Genomic DNA, 20,321 nt, shown 5'->3' on the forward strand with positions numbered 1-20,321 from the left:
GTTTTGCCTGTTTTCTGAAAAACAGGCCGAAAAACAGAAATTTTCAATTAATGCCTGCGCTATAGAACCAAGACTACATGATTGCTTATTTAGATGGCCGCCTTGCCCACAAAGACCCTACATTTGTCATCATTGACGTGGGGGGCGTGGGGTACGAGCTAAGAATTTCCCTTAACACCTTTGGCGCGCTGCCTGAAGGTGAGCGGTGCAAACTTTACACGTACCTGCACATCAAAGAAGACGCCCACACCCTGTACGGGTTTGCCACGCCGGCAGAGAAAAGCGCCTTTCTCCATTTGATCTCCATATCGGGCGTAGGCCCTAATACCGGGCTAATGATTCTGTCTTCCCTCACGGTGGCAGAGGTACAGCAGGCCATTGTACGGGAAGACGTGCGCACCATTCAGCAGGTGAAGGGCATTGGGGCTAAAACGGCCCAGCGCATTATTCTGGAGCTGCGTGACAAGTTCAGAAAAGGCTTGGGACCAGACGCGGTACAGGTCTCTTTTGGGGCACACAATACCGCACGCGAGGAGGCGTTATCAGCACTAGTGACCTTGGGCTTCGCGAAAAACGTGGCCGAAAAAACCTTAGACTCAATCATTAAGCGTGAAGGTGCAGGCCTAAGCGTGGAAGAAATGATTAAATTAGCTCTTAAGTCATCTTAAGTTACTTCCCCTTTTTGTGTTTAACAGAAGAAAGCCTCACATTCTTGCAGCCGCGGTAGGGTTGGTGTTGTTGATGGCTTGGCTCTCACAGGCCAAGCCAATGAAAGTGTCCTTGGCAGGCATGAGTGCCTATTTACTGGCTTCACCGGGTGAACCCGAAGAAACACAGGACACGCTTAAAAACCAGGGGTACATCAAGTCTACCCGCCCTAAAATCAGGTTTGATGACCGCCGCGGTGATCCTTTTTCAAACCGCACTACGCTCTCCCCCCTCCTCTTGCCCCTGCCCTCTAACGTGAAAACGGTGGTAGAGCCAGATGATAGCCTCAAGCGGTTTGAAATTAATGAGCAGATTGGCGGTTTTGATTACCGGGACCCCAGCACCATGACCTTTGAGGAGTACTCCCGCTACCAACAGCGGCAGGCCATCAGGGAATATTGGCGCTCCAAATCTGCGAGCATTGATGAACAGAACCCAGAGTCAACCAGCCGCCGCCTGGTACCCAAGATTGAGTTGGGCGGCCGCACCTTTGACCGTTTGTTTGGCGGCAATACCGTTGACATCAGACCCAATGGTCTAGCCACCTTGAAATTTGGCGCGCTCTTTAATAAGAATGAGAACCCGGCTATCCCACTGCGGCAGCAGAGCGTGGGGGACTTTGAGTTTGACCAGAGCATTGCCCTGAACATTGATGGCCGCATTGGCGAGAAAATGCGCATCACCGCCAACTGGGACACCAAAGCAAATTTTGACTTTGAGAACAACCTCAAGCTGGAATACACCGGCTACCCAGAGGAGATCATCAGAAAAATTGAGGCCGGTAACGTAAGCCTTCCGCTGAACAACTCCCTTATTTCTGGGGGGCAAAACCTGTTCGGCTTAAAGGCACAGCTGCAGTTAGGGCGTTTGTCAGTAACCACCATTGCCGCCAACCAGCGCGGCAGCATTGACCAGATAGACATCCAGAACGGGGCGCAGAACAGGAGGTTTGAGATCAGGGCAGATGAGTATGACGCCAACCGCCACTTCTTCCTGGCCCAGTTTTTCAGGAACCGCTATGACCAGGCCCTGCGCAACTTGCCGCTGGTAAACTCGGGCATTGTGATTCGCCGTCTGGAAGTGTACATTACCAATGACAACCGCTCTACCCAGAATCTGCGCAACGTGGTTGCCTTGATGGACTTGGGCGAACCAGATCCTTACCGCAGCCAGTTTGACAGAAGCCTGCCCAATGGGGCCGGGGCCGGCAACGGCCAGAACAGCCTCTATGGAGCCCTTTCTGCCCGTAACAACAATCAGGTAGATAATTTTTTAGAGGGCCTGGGCCTAAGGAAAACCGTTGACTTTGAACGGGTACGGGCGCGTAGGCTGGAGCAGAATGAATACAAGTTCAACCCACAACTGGGCTATATCTCTTTAAATGCCGCCCTGCTCCCAGAACAGGTGCTGGGGGTGGCGTTTGAATATACCTTGAATGGGCGAACGTACAAAGTTGGGGAACTACAGGAAGACTATACCAATGTGGCAGAAGACCAGGTGATCTTCCTGAAACTGCTACGGGCCACCAACCCGGCGGTGAACCTGCCCACATGGGACCTGATGATGAAAAACGTCTATGCCCTCAACGCTAATCAGATTGACCGCCAGAACTTCCAGCTCAACGTGGTTTACAAAGATGACGAGACCGGGGGCGATTTAACCAGCTTACAGGATGAGTCCCGCATCAAGGGAATTCCGCTGGTGCAGGTGTTTAACCTGGATAACGTCAATACCAACAATGACCGCCCGGCAGACGGCAACTTTGACTTTTTGCCCGGTATCACCATAGACCCTGAGAACGGGCGCATGTATTTTCCGGTGGTAGAACCTTTTGGCTCCTTCCTCAGAACACAGTTCACCTCTCCGGCAGAAGACCGCTTTATCAATAAATATGTGTTTCAGGAGCTGTATGACTCCATACAGACAGATGCCCAGCAATTTTCACAAAAGAATAAGTTCTTTTTGACCGGCCGTTACCAAGCCTCCAGCACAGATGAGATTACCTTACCCGGCATTAGGATAGCAGAAGGGTCAGTGGCTGTTTACTCCGGCGGAACCCGGCTGGTAGAGGGCCAGGATTACCAGGTCTTTTATGATCTGGGCCGGGTGAAGATCCTGAACCCCAGCTACCTGAGCAGTGCCAGCAACCTGCGCATCACCTTTGAGAAGGCAGACATCCTCAACGTGCAGCCCCGCACCCTGCTGGGCGCCCGCTTTGACTATAAAGTAGACAATGACCTGATTCTGGGGGCCACGGTACTGAGCCAGGGCGAGCGGCCGTTTATTAACCGGGTAAGCATTGGCGATGACCCCAGCAACAACACCGTCTATGGTTTTGATGTAAACTACCGGCGTGACTCCCGCCTGCTAACCCGCCTCACAGACAAGCTCCCGTTCTTAGACACCAAAGTACCGTCTACCGTCACGCTGGGGGCTGAGTTTGCGCAGCTGGTGCCCCAAAAAACCAAGTTTGAGGGCGAAGACGGCGTGGCGTACATTGATGATTTTGAAAACGCCAAAACTCCTTACTCCCTGGGCGGGTTTAACACCAACGCCTGGCGCGTTTCTGCCACCCCGGCCCCCCTTATCAACGGAGCGACCGGGCTGGCCTACGCCTATAACAGAGCAAAACTGGCCTGGTACACCATTGACCAGATCTATTACACTGCTAATAACCTCAGACCGTCAAACATCACCAAATCTGAGCTGGAGAACCATTATGTACGCGGGGTGCAGCGCCGGGAGATATTCCCTAACCGTGATCCGGAAACCAACAATACCTTTGAGTACACCTTTGACCTGGCCTATTACCCTACTGAGCGTGGTCAGTACAACTACAGCCCAAACGTGAGCCCAGACGGGCAGTTCCTGACCACTACCCCCAGAAACCACTGGGCAGGGATTAGCCGCGAAATCTCGTTTGACAACAACTTTGACAACGCCAACATTGAATATCTGGAATTCTGGATGATGGATCCTTTCATCAAAGGCGAACGCGGCAGAAGAATCATCACCGGTGAAGATGACGCCCAAAACAGCCTTGATGAGAATGGTAAGCTGGTCTTCAACTTAGGAAATATCTCAGAAGACCTGCTCAAAGACCAGCGGTACGCCTTTGAAAATGGCCTTCCGGTAGACGGGAACCTCCAGGCACTGGAGCAGACAGAGTGGGGCTACGTTACCAGAAGCCAGTTTCTGACAGACGCGTTTGACAACCAGTCAGGCTCACGCCAGTTCCAGGACATAGGTCTGGACGGCTTGAATGACTCAGATGAGCAGGCATTCTTCCGCAACCTGCACGGGGGCCAATACGGGGCGTTTAGTGACCCGTCTGCTGATAATTTCCGGCATCACCTGGACGGGGACTATGACGCCCGCAACGTGGGGGTGCTGGGCCGGTATAAGAACTTCAACGGCATGCAGGGCAACTCACCGGTCAACAGCAACCTGTCTTCTTATGCTTACCCAGACAAAGAGGACCTGAACAAAGACAACGTCATAAGCGACCTGGAGCAGTACTATGAGTACGGGATTGATCTTCGGCCTAGCCGAATGCAGGTGGGCGACAACTACATTGTAGACAAGGTTGACTCTACAGATGCCAACGGTCAACGGTACAGCTGGTACCAGTTCCGGATACCGGTACGCAAGCCAACGGGCAATGTCAACAACATGCAAGGCTTCAAGTCTATCCGGTTCATGCGTATGTACATGACCCATTTTGAGAAACCGGTGGTCCTGCGTTTTGTGCAGATGCAGTTTGTAGCCAACCAGTGGCGTACGTATAACACCATTTTGAACGAAGGCGGCCCCTGTAGAGATTGCGAGTCTGACGCAGACAATTTCAACGTTTCTACCGTGAGTATTGAAGAAAACGGCGAGGTAGATGCCGGTACCATTCCGTACGTAGTGCCACCTGGGGTTGAGCGGCAGCGGGATTACGCCTCTGCCAACAACCGTAGACAGAATGAGCAGTCCCTGCAATTGTGTGTGGAGAACCTGCAGGATTCTTTCAGCAAGGCAGTGTACAAGAATGTGTCACAGGACATGCTCATCTACAAACGCCTGAAGATGTACATTCACGCCCAGAGCCCCAGCGGCACCCAGGACGGTGAGATGATGGCCTTTATCAGAATTGGCACAGACTTCACCCAAAACTACTACGAGTATTCCATTCCGCTCAAGATCACCCCGCCTGGCAGCAGTGATCCTTATCAGATCTGGTTTGAGGAGAACCAGATTGACGTGGCGTTTGATGATTTTGTTCGGGCCAAGTCAGAACGCAACAAAGCGGGCGTACCGTTGAACCAGGTATTTGAAACCCTGGTGAATGGAAAAATCATGCGGGTAAGGGGTAACCCAGACTTTAGTGATGTGCAAAGCATCATGATTGGGCTTCAGAACCCTTCTTCAGCAGACCGGGCCTCCCATTCTGTCTGCCTGTGGGTCAACGAGCTGCGGGTGTCAGACTTTGACCGCACCGGCGGTTGGGCCGCTACTGCCCGGGCCAATGTGAAACTTGCAGACTTTGCCAATATTACCGCCACCGGCAGCCACACTACGGTAGGTTTTGGTGGCATTCAGGAGCGGGCCACCCAGCTTACCCGGGAGAACACCAGCCAGTTTGATGTCACCGCCAACATTGCCGCAGAGAAACTGCTGCCCTCTAAACTGGGGCTGGTAGTACCGCTCTCCGTTCAGTACGGGACCACGGTGGCAGAGCCTAAGTATGACCCGCTAGACCGGGACACGCCGCTGGATCTGTCAATGGAGAAGTTTGACAATGAGTCAGAACGGGATGCCTACCGGAAGGAAGTCGTCAGTCAGACAACCACCAAGAGCATTAACCTGCTGAACGTGCGCAAAGAAAAGACCAACCCAGAGGAGAAGAGCAAGCTCTATGACATAGAGAACTTCTCAGTGTCTTATGCCTACAGTGAAGTCTTGCATACAGACATTGTCACAGACCGCAATTTCTCAAAAGCATATACCGGGGGCATTGCCTACACCTTTAACAACACACCTAAGAGTTACACACCGTTTGCCAATGCCAAAGCACTGCAGTCACCGTACCTGCGCTGGCTGAAGGAGTTCAACTTCACGCTGCTGCCCAGCCGGGTGGCCGTGCGGGCAGATCTGGACCGCCGCTACAATGAGACGTTTCTGCAGGGGCGGGTTTCCCCGTATGAATTGCCAGACACGGCGGGGTATAGGCCTACCTTTCAGAAATCATTCTTCTTTAACCGGATCTATGATGTGAAGTGGGATCTGACCAAGAGCCTGACCTTAGACTACACCGCCACCAACCGCGCCGTGGTAGACGAACCAGACGGGCGTATCAATGATGATGTAGACTCCCTGCGCTGGAAAACAGATGAGATCTGGCACAACCTGCGCCGTTTTGGGCGTAACACCAACTTTGACCAGACCATTGCCCTCACCTACCGCCTGCCGCTAGACAAGTTCCCGCTCACCGACTTCCTGAGCGGTGACGCCCGCTACCAGGCTGGCTACCGGTGGACCTCAGCGTCTACGGCTTTGAGCAACAATGACACCCTGCGCCTGGGGAACACCATTGAGAACAGCACAGAGACCAGCCTGAGCGGAAAAGTTGACCTGGTGCGGCTTTACAACAAGGTCAAATTCCTGAAAGCGGTGAATGACGCCGCCCCCAATCCGGGAATCCGGCAGCAGAATACACGCACGGGGGCCAGGCCCAATGCCACCGCGGCGGCAGACACAACCCGGCAGCGGGAGAACAAAATCCTGAAGGGCGTGCTACGCACGCTAATGTCAGCCAGGTCTGTGAACTTTACATTTGCCCAAACCCAGGGAACGTTGCTGCCGGGCTTCCTGCCCACGGCCCAGAACTTTGGGTTGGCAGACGGCTTTGGGGCACCGGGCCTGGCCTTCGTGCTGGGCAAGCAGTATGAGCTGGATGACCTTTACAACCGGGCCAACCGGGAAGGCTGGTACACAGACAGCAGCCAATACCTGAACACACCTTTGTCTTCCCTCAACAGTATCAACCTCACAGGTAGGGCTACCATTGAACCGTTCAGGAACTTCATCATTACCTTAGATGCGGCCATGAACAAGTCTGAGATAGAAGAAGTGTTCTACCGCCGTGACTCAGCACTGGTGGTGCAGCGCCAGAACCCTTTCACCACAGGTTCTTATCGCGTGTCCTTCATTGCGGTTCAGACCATGTTTGAAGGCGGCTCTGGCACCTACTCTAAAGTATTTGATGACTTTATCAGGTACCGGGCCGAGGTGGCCGCCCGCCTGAACGCAGCCAATCCGTCGCCGGGGGTGTACGGGCTAAACTCACAGGATGTCCTGATTCCGGCGTTCCTGAACGCGTACCAGGGCAAAGACATAAGCGGGTACAAAGCCAAACCCAACAAACCGTTTGATGCCATACCGCTGCCCAACTGGAACATTGTGTACAACGGGTTGTCACAGCTGCCGTTCTTCCAGAAGTACTTCAGCTCGTTTACCCTGAACCACGCCTACCAGTCAAACTACACGGTGGCTAACTTCAGCACGGCGCTGGACTACAATTTCGCACCCAACGGCTTCCCTGACCAGGTGAGTGACAAGGGCGAAGTGATCCCGTACTATGTGATCAGCCAGGTGGCTATTACAGAGAGCATGTCTCCGTTGATTGGGGTAAACTTCAGGACCAAGAGCCAGATCACCGGCCGCGTGGAATACAAGACCCAGCGCAACCTGCTCCTGAACATGACCAACGCCCAGATCACCGAGAACGGCATCAAAGACATTGTAGTAGGTATTGGCTACAGCGCCACCAACTTCAAGCTGCCGTTCAAGATTGGCGGCAAGCGAACCCTGGAGAATGAGCTGACCATGCGCCTGGACTTCACCATCAGAGACAACGAGACCATTCAGCGCACCATTGCTGTTGACAACAATGGGCAGGAGTACCAGAACAACCTCACCACCGCCGGTGCCCTGCAGATGCAGTTGCGGCCCACCATTGATTATGTGGTGAGCCAGCGTCTGAACCTGCAGTTCTACTTCACCCAGAACATCAATGAGCCTAAGGTGGCCAACTCCTTTAGAAATACCGTGACAGAGGGCGGTGTGCAGCTGCGGTTCAGCCTGTCTGACTAGCCTTTCTGTTTTGGGGCTGTTTTTCTCAAAACAGCCCCAAAACAGAGACAGAAACCTTCAAGCTCTAAAAACAGAAACGCTGGCCTGAGTCGGCGTTTCTGTTTTTAGAGCTTGTTCAAATGTTGGTTTTGCAGTAGGGAAATGGGAGCAAAGTCAGGTTCTTTTAATGCCATTTTGTAGCGCAAAAGATAGATTCAACCATGCTCTCAGCCTGCTTTTCAGAAAACAAGCCGAAAGCAGAAACGTTTCACTACCCTGTAGTGGAGCCGCCCGCGTATATTTTAAAAGCAACTGGTTCCGCCACATCAAAAAAGAATGTATTTTTGGACATCATTAACCACACAACCTTATGAACTTCCCAGAAGAACTGAAATACACCAAAGACCACGAGTGGGTACGCATTGAAGGCGAGGTAGCCTATGTAGGCATTACTGATTTCGCGCAGCGCGAGCTGGGTGACATTGTGTATGTAGACATTGACACCGTAGGCAAGACCGTAGCCAAAGAAGAAGTGTTTGGTACCGTTGAGGCTGTGAAAACCGTTTCTGACCTGTTCAGCCCATTGACCGGTGAGGTGCTGGAGGTAAACCCGCAGCTAGACGGAAGCCCTGAGCTGGTAAACTCAGACGCCTACGGTGACGGCTGGATGATCAAGATGTCAATTGACAACCAGGCAGAGGTGGCAGAGCTTCTTTCTGCCGCGGCTTACCGTGAACTGGTAGGCGCCTAAGCTTTCATTGGTGCGGTTTCAACACTTTGCACCGGCGCTGGGGTGGGCAGTACTGATCCTGATTGGAACACTGCTGCCCGCCCAGGCCCTACCTCCCACCCCGCATTGGGACCTCCTCTCTTTTGATTCACTGGTGCACGCCGTTCTGTTTGGCTGCCAGCTGTTGCTCCTGCTCTTCGGGTGTAAGCGGGCGGGGGCCGTACCCCTCACCTCCCGGCTCGTTCTGCTTTCATTTCTGGTAGTCACCGGTTTTGGCATTCTGGTAGAATTCCTGCAGGGCGCCATGGGCTGGGGCCGGGCCTTTGACCCCGCAGACATGGTCAGCAATTCTATAGGCGGCGTGCTGGGGCTGGCCGTCTGGTTTCTGGGTCTCCGCCGTTTTTAGGCTGTTTTTCAGAAAACAGGCCAAAAACAGAAACCACCACCTTTCACCCGCGCTATGAAATATCTGCTTTTTTTCTGCCTTCTCCTCCTGCAGCTCCAACTCACTACTACCGCCCAGGACCTTTCCCGGGTACGGCAGACAGTACAGCAACTGGCGTCTCCCCAGCTGCACGGCCGCGGGTACGCCTTCAAGGGTGACAGCCTGGCGGCCGAATTCCTGATAAAGCAGTATGCGGCCATTGGCCTGAAGCCGCTCTCCTCTGGTTTTTTTCAGCCGTTCACCCTGCCCATCAACATTCTGGACAACCGGCTGAGCCTTAAGGTAGAGGGCAAACCCCTGAAACCAGGCACAGATTTTATCGCCCATGGCGCCACCGGGGCGGGCCAGGGCGAAGGCAAGGTCTATGAGATTAACACGCTGCTCCTGAAAGACGTAGACGCCGCCCAGAATTTTCTGACCACCAACCTCAGGAACAAGGTGCTGGTGGTGCGGCAACGGCACTTCAATGACCTGCTCAACCTACCAGAGCTCTTCCAGATGCAGTTACAGCAGATTGAGGCCGTTGTGGTGCTGCAGCCCGGGCCAAAACTGATGGGCACGGTACGGGGGCAGCAGCTGCCGTTCCCGGTGCTGGAGGTGCTGGAGAAGTCCTGGCCCGCCAAAGCCCGCAAGGTGGAGTACACGGTTGATGCCCGCCTGGAACCTGCTTACCGTAGCCAGAACGTGATAGGCTACGTGCCCGGCAGCGTAAAACCAGATTCGTTTGTGGTCATCACCGCGCATTATGACCATCTGGGCCACCAGGGGAAAGACCTGTACTTCCCCGGCGCCCATGACAACGCCAGCGGCACGGCCCTGCTGCTGGAACTGGCGCACTGGTACGCCCAGCCCCAGAACCGCCCAGACTATTCTATTGCCTTTATGGCCTTCGCCGGGGAAGAGGCCGGCCTGGTGGGCTCAAAACACTACACAGAAAACCCGCTCTTCCCTTTGGGCCAGATTAAGTTTCTGCTGAACCTGGACCTCATGAGTACCGGTGAAGAAGGGCTGATGGTGGTGAACGGCAGCGTTTATCCCCGGCAGTTTGCGCTCTTGCAACAGCTCAACCAGCGCCACCAATGGCTTCCGCAGATCAAGAGCCGCGGCAAGGCTGCCAACTCTGACCATTATTACTTCTCTGAGAAAGGCGTTCCCGCGTTCTTTTTCTACACACTGGGCGGCACCACTACTGAATACCACCACCCCAATGACAAGCCCGAGACGCTGCCTTTCACAAAATTGAAAGAAGTGTTCTCCCTGATCACCGCTTTTGTAAAGGCTCTGTAACAAATGCTGTTTTTGGCCTGGTTTTCAGAAAACAGGCCAAAAACAGCATTTGCGGTTACCGCATTAACAGCACCCTTCTTACCACCACCCCTTTTGGGGTCACCAGCCTGAGCAGATAGATGCCGTTTGGTTGGTTGGCCAGCGAGAGCTGAGCAAGCTTTCCCTGGCTGTAGCTTGCTTCCTGAACCACTTTACCTACCGCATCCAGCACCTGCACCCGTTCCACGTTCGCCACCGGTGAGGTGATCTGCACCAGCCCCGTGGTGGGGTTGGGCGCCACCTGCAGAGCCTGCAATGCCTGTTCTTCAGCGGTCCCCAGAGGAACGCCATCTACTTTCACATCGTCCAGGTACAGGTTGTTCTCATATTCTGTCACGTGCCTGAATTTGACCAGGGCGGTGGCGGTGTTGGCAAAGGCAGAAAGGTCTACCGTCTCTAGCCGCCATTGGTTGGCGGTAGGCACAAACTCCTTGTCTGTGTAATGGGGCGTGGTGGTGGTTAAGCTCCGCCCAAATTTTTGGTACACGCGCTGGTAATTCACTCCGCAGTCAGTAGACACCCACACTTCCAGCGTGTCTGAGTAATCTGAGGAGGAATAGAGGGAGTATGCCAGCTGGAACGTTAGCACGGGGGCCGTGCGGCTGGTGAGGTTCAGAGGCGGCAGCACCAGCTCGTCTACCTGCCCCGCCGCGTCATAATCATAGTTTTGCAGGTACGCAGACGCTGCGCCCGCTTTGGCCGCTCTGGTAGTCCTGGACCAGGTGACGCCGTAGTCAGGGTTTTGGACCCGCCACCCTTCGGGCGGAAAGACTGGACTTTCAAACCCCTGCGTGAGGGGCAGCCCCAGGCCCTGCACCTGAAAGGCCGTCACATACTGGTCATTGGCTGAAGAGGCGTCTGTGGCTACTCCGTTCCGGGAAACAATGGAAACAGTCAACGTATGCGCCCCCGCTGTTACCGGGAGGCTGGGCAGTGCAACCGTGGCTGTGCCAAAAGTGGCAAGCGCCCCAGACCAGTCAACGGTCTGAGAGGGCCCGTTGTCTATCCGGTACGCTATCTGTACCCAGGTCAACGGCTGGGAACCCAGGTTCTTCAGTACCACCACCGGCGCCACCTGGTTTTCACAGACCACATAGGCTGGTGAGATGATTCCCTGCACGGCGGCATCCAGTGCCGGAATCTGCACGGGCTGGCACCCGGGCGAGGTGAGAAGGCCAGCCCGGTACCGGCTCAGGCTGGATTGCATCACCGTTTTCTGCCCTTGCGTGAACAGGTTCATGCAGGCGTCATGGGTGTAGTCCATGTAGTTCATGAACATGTCACTGGTATTGTTGCAACTGGCCTGCGGAAAAGTGGGGCAGCCGGTATTCTCCTCTTTCTGGGTAGGGGTGTCCGCTACCTGGTCATCACCGCAGTCTTCATCTCCCCAGATATGGAACAGGTTTAGCCAATGCCCTACCTCATGGGTGGTGGTTCTGCCCTTGTTAAAAGGCGTACGGCGGTACCCATGGTGCCAAACGCCCTGAAATCAATGACTACCCCATCTATTTCAGGGGCCACTGAATTGGGGAACTCCCCGTAGCCTAATACATTTTCACTGTCTGAGAACTTGACTATCCAGATGTTCAGGTACTGGGCCGTGTTCCAGGCAGGTGTTCCGCCGGTGGCGGAAGATTTCATTAAATCATTAACCCCGAACTCTGTGACACTGGTCTGGGTGCGGGTGATCCCGTTGGTTGGCTCGCCGCCCGGAGTGCGCCGGGCCAGGCAGAACTCAATTTCGGCGTCTGCCGCTACACCTTGAAAAAGAGCGGGTGTGTTGGCTCTGTTCTCGTTCAGCCGCCGGAAATCCTGGTTCAGCACCGCCAACTGCGACTGTATCTGGGCATCTGAGATGTTCTGCTCCGGTTTGTTATACACCACATGCACCACCACCGGAATAGTGACCACCCCAGAGAGCGGCTTCATTCCCTGAACGTCTTTGGGGCCCAGCTGGGTGGCCAGCCGTGCCTGCTGCCTGAGCTGCTGTAGCAGGTTAGGCTGTGACCGCTCCTGCTGTTTCACCTTTTGCATGGTGCCACAGGAGCGGGTTTGCGCCTGTAAAACCGTGGCCCCCAGGGTTAACCACAAGGCGAGTACCAATACGTGCTGCCGCATCTGCGTGTGCGTTTTTAAGGTATTTTTCAGAAAACAGGCCGAAAACAGAAAATAGTTACAGAATGTTGTTCAACTGCTCTTTGATCTTCTCCAGCTCCTCTTTCATTTCCACCACCAGGTGCTGGATGGTTGAGTCATTGGCCTTTGACCCAATGGTGTTGATCTCACGGCCAATCTCCTGGGAGATGAACGCCAGCTTCTTACCGGTTGGTTCAGGCAGGTACACCGTTTCTGTGAAATAGTGCAGGTGGTTGACCAGACGTACTTTTTCTTCAGCTATGTCTAATTTCTCAATGTAGTAGATCATCTCCTGCTCAAACCGGTTCTGGTTGAAAGACTCAGAGGAACTGATCTCTGTGAGGTGCCCCTGAATACGCTGCCTGATCTGCTCCACCCGGGTGGGGTCATGCTTGTCTACCTCTGCCAGCAGAATTCTGATGCGGTCAATGTAGGAGACAATCTCATTGGTGAGCGCCTTGCCTTCATCTGCCCGGAAGGAGTTGAGGTTGTCCAGGGCATTTTGCAGCACCGGAGCCACCTGCCCCCAGGTCACGTCTTCTGCCACGGTTTCTTCTGCGGCCTCTGTCTGCATCACCTCTGGCATCTGCAGCGCCAGCCTGAACAAATCTGGCGACGTTGCCCCCACCTGGGCCGCGGCCTGCTCCAGTTCCTGGTAATAGGCCATGAGGAGTTCGCGGTTTACTTTGTTGCGGGTGCCGCTGGCTTTGTTCCTGCCTATTTCAACGGTAAGGTTCACTTTGCCCCTCACCAGGCTTTTGGAAATAAGGTTTCTGATCTCCAGTTCTTTGTCTGAGAGGCTGCGGGGCAGGCGCAAACTCAGGTCCATTGACTTGGAATTGAGCGACTTCAACTCCACATTTACAGTATAGGCATCGGTTTCAAGCTGGGCAGCTCCAAACCCGGTCATAGATAGCAACATAGGGCACAATAAGGAATAAAAAGCAAAAATAGGAAAAAAGAGCCAGTCTCTGCCTATCTTGCAGCATTCTCAGCGGTGCCCATGCGTGGCATCACAGACGTAATTTGCTTATCTTTGGAACATGAAATTTGGAGTAGTCGTTTTCCCAGGGTCTAACTGTGACCAAGATGTGATTGATGCCCTGCATACCACCACCCAGCAAGAGGTGGTGCGGCTGTGGCACAAAGACCATGACCTGCAGAACTGTGATTTCATTGTGCTGCCAGGCGGTTTCTCTTACGGTGACTATTTGCGCTCTGGCGCCATTGCCCGTTTCTCGCCCATCATGCAGGAAGTGGTAAAGTTTGCCAACAGCGGCGGGTACGTTTGGGGTATTTGCAACGGTTTCCAGATCCTGACAGAGGCGGGCCTGCTGCCGGGCGCCCTGCTGCGCAACGTTAGCCAGAAATTTATCTGTGAGAACGTGTACATCACGCCAGAGCATACAGACACCTTGCCTACCGCCCTGTTAGAACCGGGCAAAGCCTATAAAATTCCAATCGCCCACGGCGAGGGCCGTTTCCATGCAGACCAGGATACCCTGAAGCAGCTGGAGGACAATGGTCAGATCCTGTTCCGGTACTGTGATGCCAACGGTGAAGTCAATGAGATCTGCAACTGCAACGGCAGCGTACTCAACATTGCCGGGGTGACCAACGCCAACAGAAACGTGTTTGGCATGATGCCGCACCCGGAGCGCGCCGTTGACCAGGAGCTGGGCAACACAGACGGCCGCCTCATGTTTGAGGCCCTGTTGCAGGCTGTGCAGGCTTAAGTAGCAAAATCTTTTTCCCTATAAAACAGGAGCGCCTCCCTTGCCAGCCAAGGGAGCGCTTCTGTTTTCGGCCTGTTTTTCAGAAAACAGGCCGAAAACAGAAACAGCTGATCAGGTTCTAGAAATCATAGCCCATTGAGAAGTAGAACTTAGGCCCCACTTTTACCAAGTCTTTCTCTCCCCACGCCATGTCAAAGCGGCCGTAAATGCCAAGTAAAGTAGTGCGGGCTCCCCAGCCGTACCCGTACATGAGCGGGTTCCGGAAGTTACGCACTATAATCTCAAACGGCGGCTGCGGTACCGGCTGCGTATTCACAGAGTTGTCTTCACTGAACGGGTTCCCGGTATTATAGGCAGTACCGGCGTCAAAGAAACCAACCAGCTGGAAATTCCGGAAGAACCCGGAGTTGATAGGCCCTTCAAACAGGTATTGGAACAGGGGCAGCCGCAGCTCTGAGTTCCACATCACATACCGGGTGCCATTGCGGGCATTGTAATTAAAGCCGCGCAATGGTGTGGCAAATTCCATATAGAAGAACTGGGAGATGACATCATCTGGGGTAGCGCCGCCCTCCGGAATCTGCACCGAGTCTTCTGAGGCATTGATCCAGTTGTCTACCCCGCCAACCAGGTACTTTTTAGGGGATGGCCCAAACGAATGGCCGTAGCTCACCCGGTTTGCCCACACAAACTCTTTGTGAATTTTCTGATAGTGCCGCAGGTCCACGTAAAACTTGCCAAAGCCGTTCTCCTTTTTCCCGATGCCGTACATACGGGTCACCCCCACTTTCATACGGGTGCCTTCGCGCATGTTCATGCCAGTCACCACTGAGTTGTCATACACCAACTCCCCGCCAATACCGGCAAAGTCCATGACAATGTCTGGCTCAGTGAAATTCTCAATAAACGTGTACCTGATGTTTGAGTACCTTGGCAGTACTTTCACACTCAGCGCATTGGTCAGGGGGTAACTGAACGCGGGCAGGATCTCGTGTTTGCCCAGTCTTCTAACAGCCGGGCCGTCAACCATGTATACGCTTTGCTTTTGGTAGCCAACGCGGTAGTCATAGCGGTTCTTCAGGTTAGAGTACTCTGCATAAAAATTGGTGGTCTGCAGGTCTGTGAGCGCAAAGACCCCACCCCGTATGCGGTAATCTTCAAAAAGGTCTGCCATGCCCACTTCCATCACAAACCCAAACCCCAGCAACGGGTCTGCATAGATAGAAGTAATGAGGTTGTTTACGCCAAAGCGCAAATCATAGGGCCTTGGTTTATTCAGCGCCAGGGTGTCTGCCGCTGGCATGGCCAGAATGGTTCTGGGCTTAGGCGCTGCGGCCGCAACAGCCGTCTTTGCCGCGGCTGAGTCAGTGGTAATCTGCTGGCCGGGAGAGGCTACCGGTGCCAGTGCAGCCATTGAATCTGCCTTGGCTTTGGCGGCCAGGGCAGCTGCCACCCGGGCTCTTTCCTGCTCTATGCGTTTGGCCAGATGCCCTTCCAGTACTTCCTGCCGCTTGGTTTTGAAGGCGGAAAACGTGGTTAAAGGGAAATTAGGGTAATAGTAGGCATATTCTTTGGCTCTGTCCAGGGCAATAAACACCAGATTGCCGGTGCCCAGGTGATAGTCATAGTCTTTGATGTTCTGCCGGAAATCTGTCACCCTGCTGATCTCACCTGTTTGGGTATTGTGCCGGTACAAAGTTCTGATGCCGGTTTCCTCCCCTATGTACATGATTTCATCTGCTGAGAGGCCAACAGGCTGCACTTCATTGGCGGGGGTATAGGTCAGCTGCCAAAACCGGCTTTGCCTATTCTCCGGATCATACAGGTAGATGTCATAGTTATTGGCCACCTGGCTAAACTTTCCCTGCGCTGATTGCAAGGAATCCTGTAACCGGTTAGAACTAAAGACAAGGCGGTTGCTGCCCGGCAAAAAGGAAGGCTGCAGGTCATCATAAATATCATTGGTCAACTGCTGCACCAACCGGTTTCCCCGGTACAGGAACAAGTCACTCTGCCCGTTCTTTACCGCACTCAGCACCAGAAACTGGCCGTCTGCTGAATAATCAAACCCGGTCACCTGGCTGTACGCCCCCAACGGAAGCACCCCGCGAGACTTGCCCAACCAGCCTTTCACGGTTTCAACAGCAGGCCAGTACCTGCTGTCAGCGGCTTGCAGCTTCAGTTGGAGTTTGCCTTTTTTATAGTCTGTGATGCCAATCTGGTTTTCTGAGCGCCAGGAAAGGAGCGGCACCGTATGGTCCTGTTCCTGATTTGGCATTTTAAACCCACCCTTGTAGATAGTTTTCTGTTTTTCACGCTTCAGATCCCTGATCACCACTTTGTAGCTACCCCGGTCATAGATCACAAAAGCCATCTGCTGCCCGTTGGGACTCAATACCGGCTCTGAATAGAAGTCATTGGGTGAAGTGATTTTTTTGATCTTCTTCTCCTTGTCTGGGGCAGGGAGCACACCTTCGGCAAAGGTGTTCATCTGGTTGTAATACGCAAACCAGTCCCGCATGAAGCGCTTGTACGGCATGTTCAGGCTGCTGGCAATGCCTATTTCAATGTCACGGGTGATACGGGTAAGGTTGAGAATGTTCTGGATGGCAGACGCGCCGTGCTTTTCAGCTATGTAGTTCCAGATGGCTTGCCCGGTGCGCTTCTGGTTACGGGCGAACAACGGCTCAGAGCGCTTGCCGCCGGTTTTCTGCAGCATATCGCGCACGTAGTTGTCCATCTCCACACTCCAGCCTTCTGAGATGTAGGCAGCAGCTCCAGACACAAACCATTCTGGCAGACGCAGCAGGTAGTTGCTCTGGATGACTTCTTTCAAGCTCCCCCCGTACATCATGTCAGACAGCAGCAACTCAGACACCCGGTAGGTGATCTCCCGCTTGAACTCCGTCTGGGACCCCTGAAAAGGAATTTCAATCTTGCTTTTCACAAACAACACGTCATTGCCGCCTTTGTACGGGTCATCAATGAGGCCAATGTTGCTCTGCTTCAGGTCAGAGACTGAATTGTAGACAATGAGGGTAATTTTGGAGTAAGGATAGTAGCCAATGAGAGAGGTGATGCGTTTCAGCTCCTTCTCAGCATGCTCAGCCGCATGGCGGGCCAGTTCTATGCCGCCTTGCGCATAGTAGACATTAAAATTCTGGGTGCTGTAGTACTGCCAGTTAAACCGCTTGTACTGAATGCGGTTCTGCCCGAAATCATCTGGGGCCGTGGCTTGCCCAAAGGTGAATGATGGTACCCCTGCGCACAGGAGAATCAACATTAGCCGGTACACATTTCTTACGCGAGTAGAGAGTTGACTCATGTGTTTGACTTAGATGCTAAATATAATGAAAAATAACGGGCAATGTCTACTTCTGGCCACAGCGGTGTTTCTATCTCTAACGCTGAAATCAACTGTTGCGCCAACAGCGGGGCCATGAGCACGCCTTTAGATCCCATACCGTTGAAAACCGCCACCTGCGGCAGCTCTGGATGCCTGCCAATCAAGGGTTTACGGTCTCTTACCGCCGGCCGTATGCCTACATACTGATTTACCACGGCAAAGGGTTTCTTAAGAATGTCTTTTGTTTTGGCCGCCAGTTCTTCCCGCGCCGCCGGGGTTATTTCCTCATTCACTTCCCGCCAGTTGTAGGTGGCCCCAATCCTGAAGTGGCCTTGCCCTACAGGCACAACGTAAACTGCTTTGTTATAGATATATTCGGCTTCAAAATCAGGTACATTTATGTCTAAAATTTCACCTTTGTTCAAAGAAAACGGCAGCCAGCTGAAAAAAGGGTTTTGGGCACCGCCGGCGCCCTCACAGAAAATGATTTTTCTGGCCTCTACGCCCTGGTACTTTACCCCGCCGGGTACCAGCTCCAGTTGCTCTGGGTCAAAAGGTTCTGTACGTAAAACCTGCCGCCGGGCCAGTTCCTGCTCCCGCAGTTCCAGAAACGCACGCAGGGCCACATAGCCTCCCCTCTGAATCAACAGGCCTCCCAGTTCCTGGTGCAGGTCTGCAGAAACCGGTAGTTGCAAATGCGTGGTTTCTACATACTCCTGCCAGGCGGGATCAGCACTTTTCCCCATCCAGGTGTTCTGTTCCTCTGGGGTGGAGAATAATTTCAAGATGGGTTTCTGGTGAAAGAGGGCTACCTGGTGGCGGGTTTCCAGGTCCCGGTAAAACGCCGTGGCGGCCGGCAAAAACTCATCTACCCGCCAACTCCTGGCAAAGCGCTTGCCTGCCACCGGGTTGATCAAACCCGCCGCCACCCTGGAGGCCGCATGGGGGTTGGGCACATCAAATACCAAAGCTGTTTTACCGTTGTTTTCCAAAAAACAGGTCAGAATGGCACCGGCCAGTCCGTGGCCTACAACCAGATAATCATAAATCATGCGACAAGGTACGGCTTGTGCCGCTGAATTCTGTAACTTAGAGCCACCAAAATAACGCAAGAAACCGCCATGACGCCTGTTGGTCTGCAAATAGAGAGCTTTACCTTTAACCCATTCAGTGAAAACACCTATGTGCTCTTTGACTCTTCAAAGGAGTGTGTGATCATTGACCCCGGCTGCGCTACCAGGCAGGAGGAGCAGGAACTGAAGGATTTTATTGAAGCCAGGGGATTGACTGTGGCAAGGCTGCTCAACACGCACTGCCACATTGACCACGTGCTGGGAAATTATTTTGTGGCTACCACTTACCATGTTCCGTTAGAAATTCACGAGGCTGACCTGGCGGTGCTGCGGGCGGTTCCCACCTATTCAGCCGCCTATGGTTTTCCGCAGTACCAGGAGGTGCTCCCTGAAAAATTTTTAAAAGAAGGCGAAGACGTGTCATTTGGCAATACCAGGCTGCAGGTGCTCTTCACACCTGGGCATGCCCCCGGGCATGTGGTGTTCTACCATGAAGAAAGCCAACTGGTGATTGGCGGTGACGTACTCTTCCAGCGCAGTATTGGCCGCACAGACTTGCCCGGTGGTGACTACCAGACATTGATCAACAGCATTAGAACCAAGCTCTTCACCTTACCAGACGCGGTACGGGTATATCCCGGCCACGGGCCGTCTACCACTGTTGGTGAAGAAAAGAACAGCAACCCGTTTTTGGCCTAGTTTCTGAAAAACAGCCCCAAAACGCCCATTTACTCCCTTGCATGAAGAAGCACCTGCCTAACCTTATCACCTGCCTCAACCTGTTCTGCGGTTGCCTGGCCGTTTACTTTATCTTTCAGCAGAAGCTGACCATTGCCGCCTACCTGGTGGCGCTAGCCGTGGCCTTTGACTTCTGGGACGGCATGATTGCCCGTTTGCTGCACGTTCACTCAGAGATTGGGAAGCAGCTGGACTCGTTGGCAGACATGGTTTCTTTTGGCGTGGTCCCGGGTGCCATGATGCTCCAGCTCCTTAAAATGAGCCTGGCTGAGAATACATCGTTTGGGGCTGGCGCCGAAGAATGGCTCCCCTTCGCCGGCTTTATCCTGACTATCTTCTCTGCGTTGCGGCTGGCAAAATTCAACCTGGACACCCGGCAGACAAGTTCTTTTATTGGGGTTCCTACGCCAACCAATACCATGCTTATGGTGTCGTTCCCGCTTATTCTGGCCAATGACACCTATGGCTTGTCTGGCATCATTCTTAACCCTTTCTTCCTGCTGGGCATTACCCTGCTGTTCTCTTACCTGTTAATTTCTGAGGTGCCGCTGTTTGCGCTCAAGTTCAAGAATTTCAAATGGCAGGACAACCAGAAGCAGTTTATTTTCTTAGGACTTGCAATTGTTCTATTATCGTGGCTTAACTTTACTGCCGTGCCCCTTCTGGTGGCATTTTATGTTCTTATTTCCCTTATTAAACCTTCTGCAATATGAAATTCACCGCCGAGATTGATATCATGCCCCATGCTGAACTGTTAGACCCTCAAGGCAAAGCCGTTATGCTGGGTCTGGAGCATTTAGGATTACAGCAAGTGGCTGATGTACGAATTGGCAAACATATACGTTTACAGCTGGAAGCCGAAGATGAAGCCGCTGCTACCCAAAAAGTAGAAGAAGCTTGCAAGAAGCTGCTGGCCAACCTGATCATGGAATCTTATTCTTACCGCCTCACAGCCAATTAAGGATCA

General features: G+C 53.3%; 14 protein-coding genes. 9 read left to right on the forward strand and 5 right to left on the reverse strand.

The annotated features are described in order from the left end of the window. Positions 1 to 77: 77 nt before the first annotated feature. The 5 genes from ruvA to A8O25_RS18885 all read left to right on the forward strand — a co-directional run bounded on the left by ruvA (position 78) and on the right by A8O25_RS18885 (position 10,286). On the forward strand, positions 78 to 668 hold the full coding sequence (gene ruvA, locus A8O25_RS18865) for a Holliday junction branch migration protein RuvA (protein ID WP_066838287.1): 591 nt from the start codon (positions 78 to 80) through the stop codon (positions 666 to 668). 121 nt (positions 669 to 789) lie between these two features. Beyond that, positions 790 to 7,845, forward strand: coding sequence for a T9SS outer membrane translocon Sov/SprA (gene sov / locus A8O25_RS18870; protein WP_241499091.1), 7,056 nt, complete (start codon positions 790 to 792; stop codon positions 7,843 to 7,845). Positions 7,846 to 8,194: 349 nt separating this feature from the next. Continuing rightward, complete coding sequence (gene gcvH / locus A8O25_RS18875; RefSeq protein ID WP_066838290.1) at positions 8,195 to 8,575, forward strand: glycine cleavage system protein GcvH; 381 nt, start codon at positions 8,195 to 8,197, stop codon at positions 8,573 to 8,575. Positions 8,576 to 8,585: 10 nt separating this feature from the next. Beyond that, a complete protein-coding gene (locus A8O25_RS18880; RefSeq protein WP_161947793.1) occupies positions 8,586 to 8,960 on the forward strand; it encodes a VanZ family protein in 375 nt (124 codons plus the stop codon). Between the two features lie 54 nt (positions 8,961 to 9,014). Next, positions 9,015 to 10,286, forward strand: a complete 1,272-nt coding sequence (locus A8O25_RS18885) for a M28 family metallopeptidase (protein WP_066838301.1) — start codon at positions 9,015 to 9,017, stop codon at positions 10,284 to 10,286. A 55-nt stretch (positions 10,287 to 10,341) separates the two neighbouring features. On the opposite strand, the gene A8O25_RS18890 is transcribed toward A8O25_RS18885, so the two are convergent. The 3 genes from A8O25_RS18890 to A8O25_RS18900 are packed head-to-tail and all read right to left on the reverse strand — an operon-like array spanning position 10,342 to position 13,383. Then, positions 10,342 to 11,727, reverse strand: coding sequence for a T9SS-dependent choice-of-anchor J family protein (locus A8O25_RS18890; protein ID WP_338152766.1), 1,386 nt, complete (start codon positions 11,725 to 11,727; stop codon positions 10,342 to 10,344). A gap of 14 nt (positions 11,728 to 11,741) precedes the next feature. Further along, positions 11,742 to 12,443 (reverse strand): zinc metalloprotease, encoded by a 702-nt coding sequence (locus tag A8O25_RS18895; protein WP_066838307.1) that lies wholly within the window; start codon positions 12,441 to 12,443, stop codon positions 11,742 to 11,744. Between the two features lie 55 nt (positions 12,444 to 12,498). Further along, the gene (locus A8O25_RS18900; protein WP_066838309.1) at positions 12,499 to 13,383 is read right to left on the reverse strand and encodes a YicC/YloC family endoribonuclease; all 885 of its coding nucleotides are present in this window, start codon (positions 13,381 to 13,383) and stop codon (positions 12,499 to 12,501) included. 121 nt (positions 13,384 to 13,504) lie between these two features. On the opposite strand from A8O25_RS18900, the gene purQ reads away from it, so the two are divergent. Beyond that, entirely contained in the window at positions 13,505 to 14,197 is a 693-nt protein-coding gene (gene purQ, locus A8O25_RS18905) for a phosphoribosylformylglycinamidine synthase subunit PurQ (protein WP_066838311.1), read from the forward strand. A gap of 118 nt (positions 14,198 to 14,315) precedes the next feature. Here purQ and A8O25_RS18910 read toward each other — a convergent pair whose 3' ends face one another. Both A8O25_RS18910 and A8O25_RS18915 read right to left on the reverse strand, forming a co-directional pair. Then, entirely contained in the window at positions 14,316 to 17,522 is a 3,207-nt protein-coding gene (locus A8O25_RS18910; protein WP_153042832.1) for a BamA/TamA family outer membrane protein, read from the reverse strand. Then, entirely contained in the window at positions 17,519 to 18,595 is a 1,077-nt protein-coding gene (locus A8O25_RS18915) for an NAD(P)/FAD-dependent oxidoreductase (RefSeq protein ID WP_066838315.1), read from the reverse strand. Before A8O25_RS18915 ends, A8O25_RS18910 begins: the two co-directional genes overlap by 4 nt. A 69-nt stretch (positions 18,596 to 18,664) precedes the next feature. On the opposite strand from A8O25_RS18915, the gene A8O25_RS18920 reads away from it, so the two are divergent. The 3 genes from A8O25_RS18920 to purS are packed head-to-tail and all read left to right on the forward strand — an operon-like array spanning position 18,665 to position 20,315. Next, on the forward strand, positions 18,665 to 19,315 hold the full coding sequence (locus tag A8O25_RS18920) for an MBL fold metallo-hydrolase (RefSeq protein WP_066838318.1): 651 nt from the start codon (positions 18,665 to 18,667) through the stop codon (positions 19,313 to 19,315). A gap of 41 nt (positions 19,316 to 19,356) precedes the next feature. Further along, the gene (pssA, locus tag A8O25_RS18925; protein WP_066838320.1) at positions 19,357 to 20,067 is read left to right on the forward strand and encodes a CDP-diacylglycerol--serine O-phosphatidyltransferase; all 711 of its coding nucleotides are present in this window, start codon (positions 19,357 to 19,359) and stop codon (positions 20,065 to 20,067) included. Next, positions 20,064 to 20,315: a phosphoribosylformylglycinamidine synthase subunit PurS gene (gene purS / locus A8O25_RS18930; RefSeq protein ID WP_066838321.1), complete on the forward strand. Its 252-nt coding sequence runs from the start codon at positions 20,064 to 20,066 to the stop codon at positions 20,313 to 20,315. Before pssA ends, purS begins: the two co-directional genes overlap by 4 nt. The last annotated feature ends 6 nt before the right edge of the window (positions 20,316 to 20,321 follow it).

The sequence above is a fragment of the Rufibacter ruber genome (assembly GCF_001647275.1).
GTDB classification, from domain to species: Bacteria; Bacteroidota; Bacteroidia; order Cytophagales; family Hymenobacteraceae; genus Nibribacter; species Nibribacter ruber_C.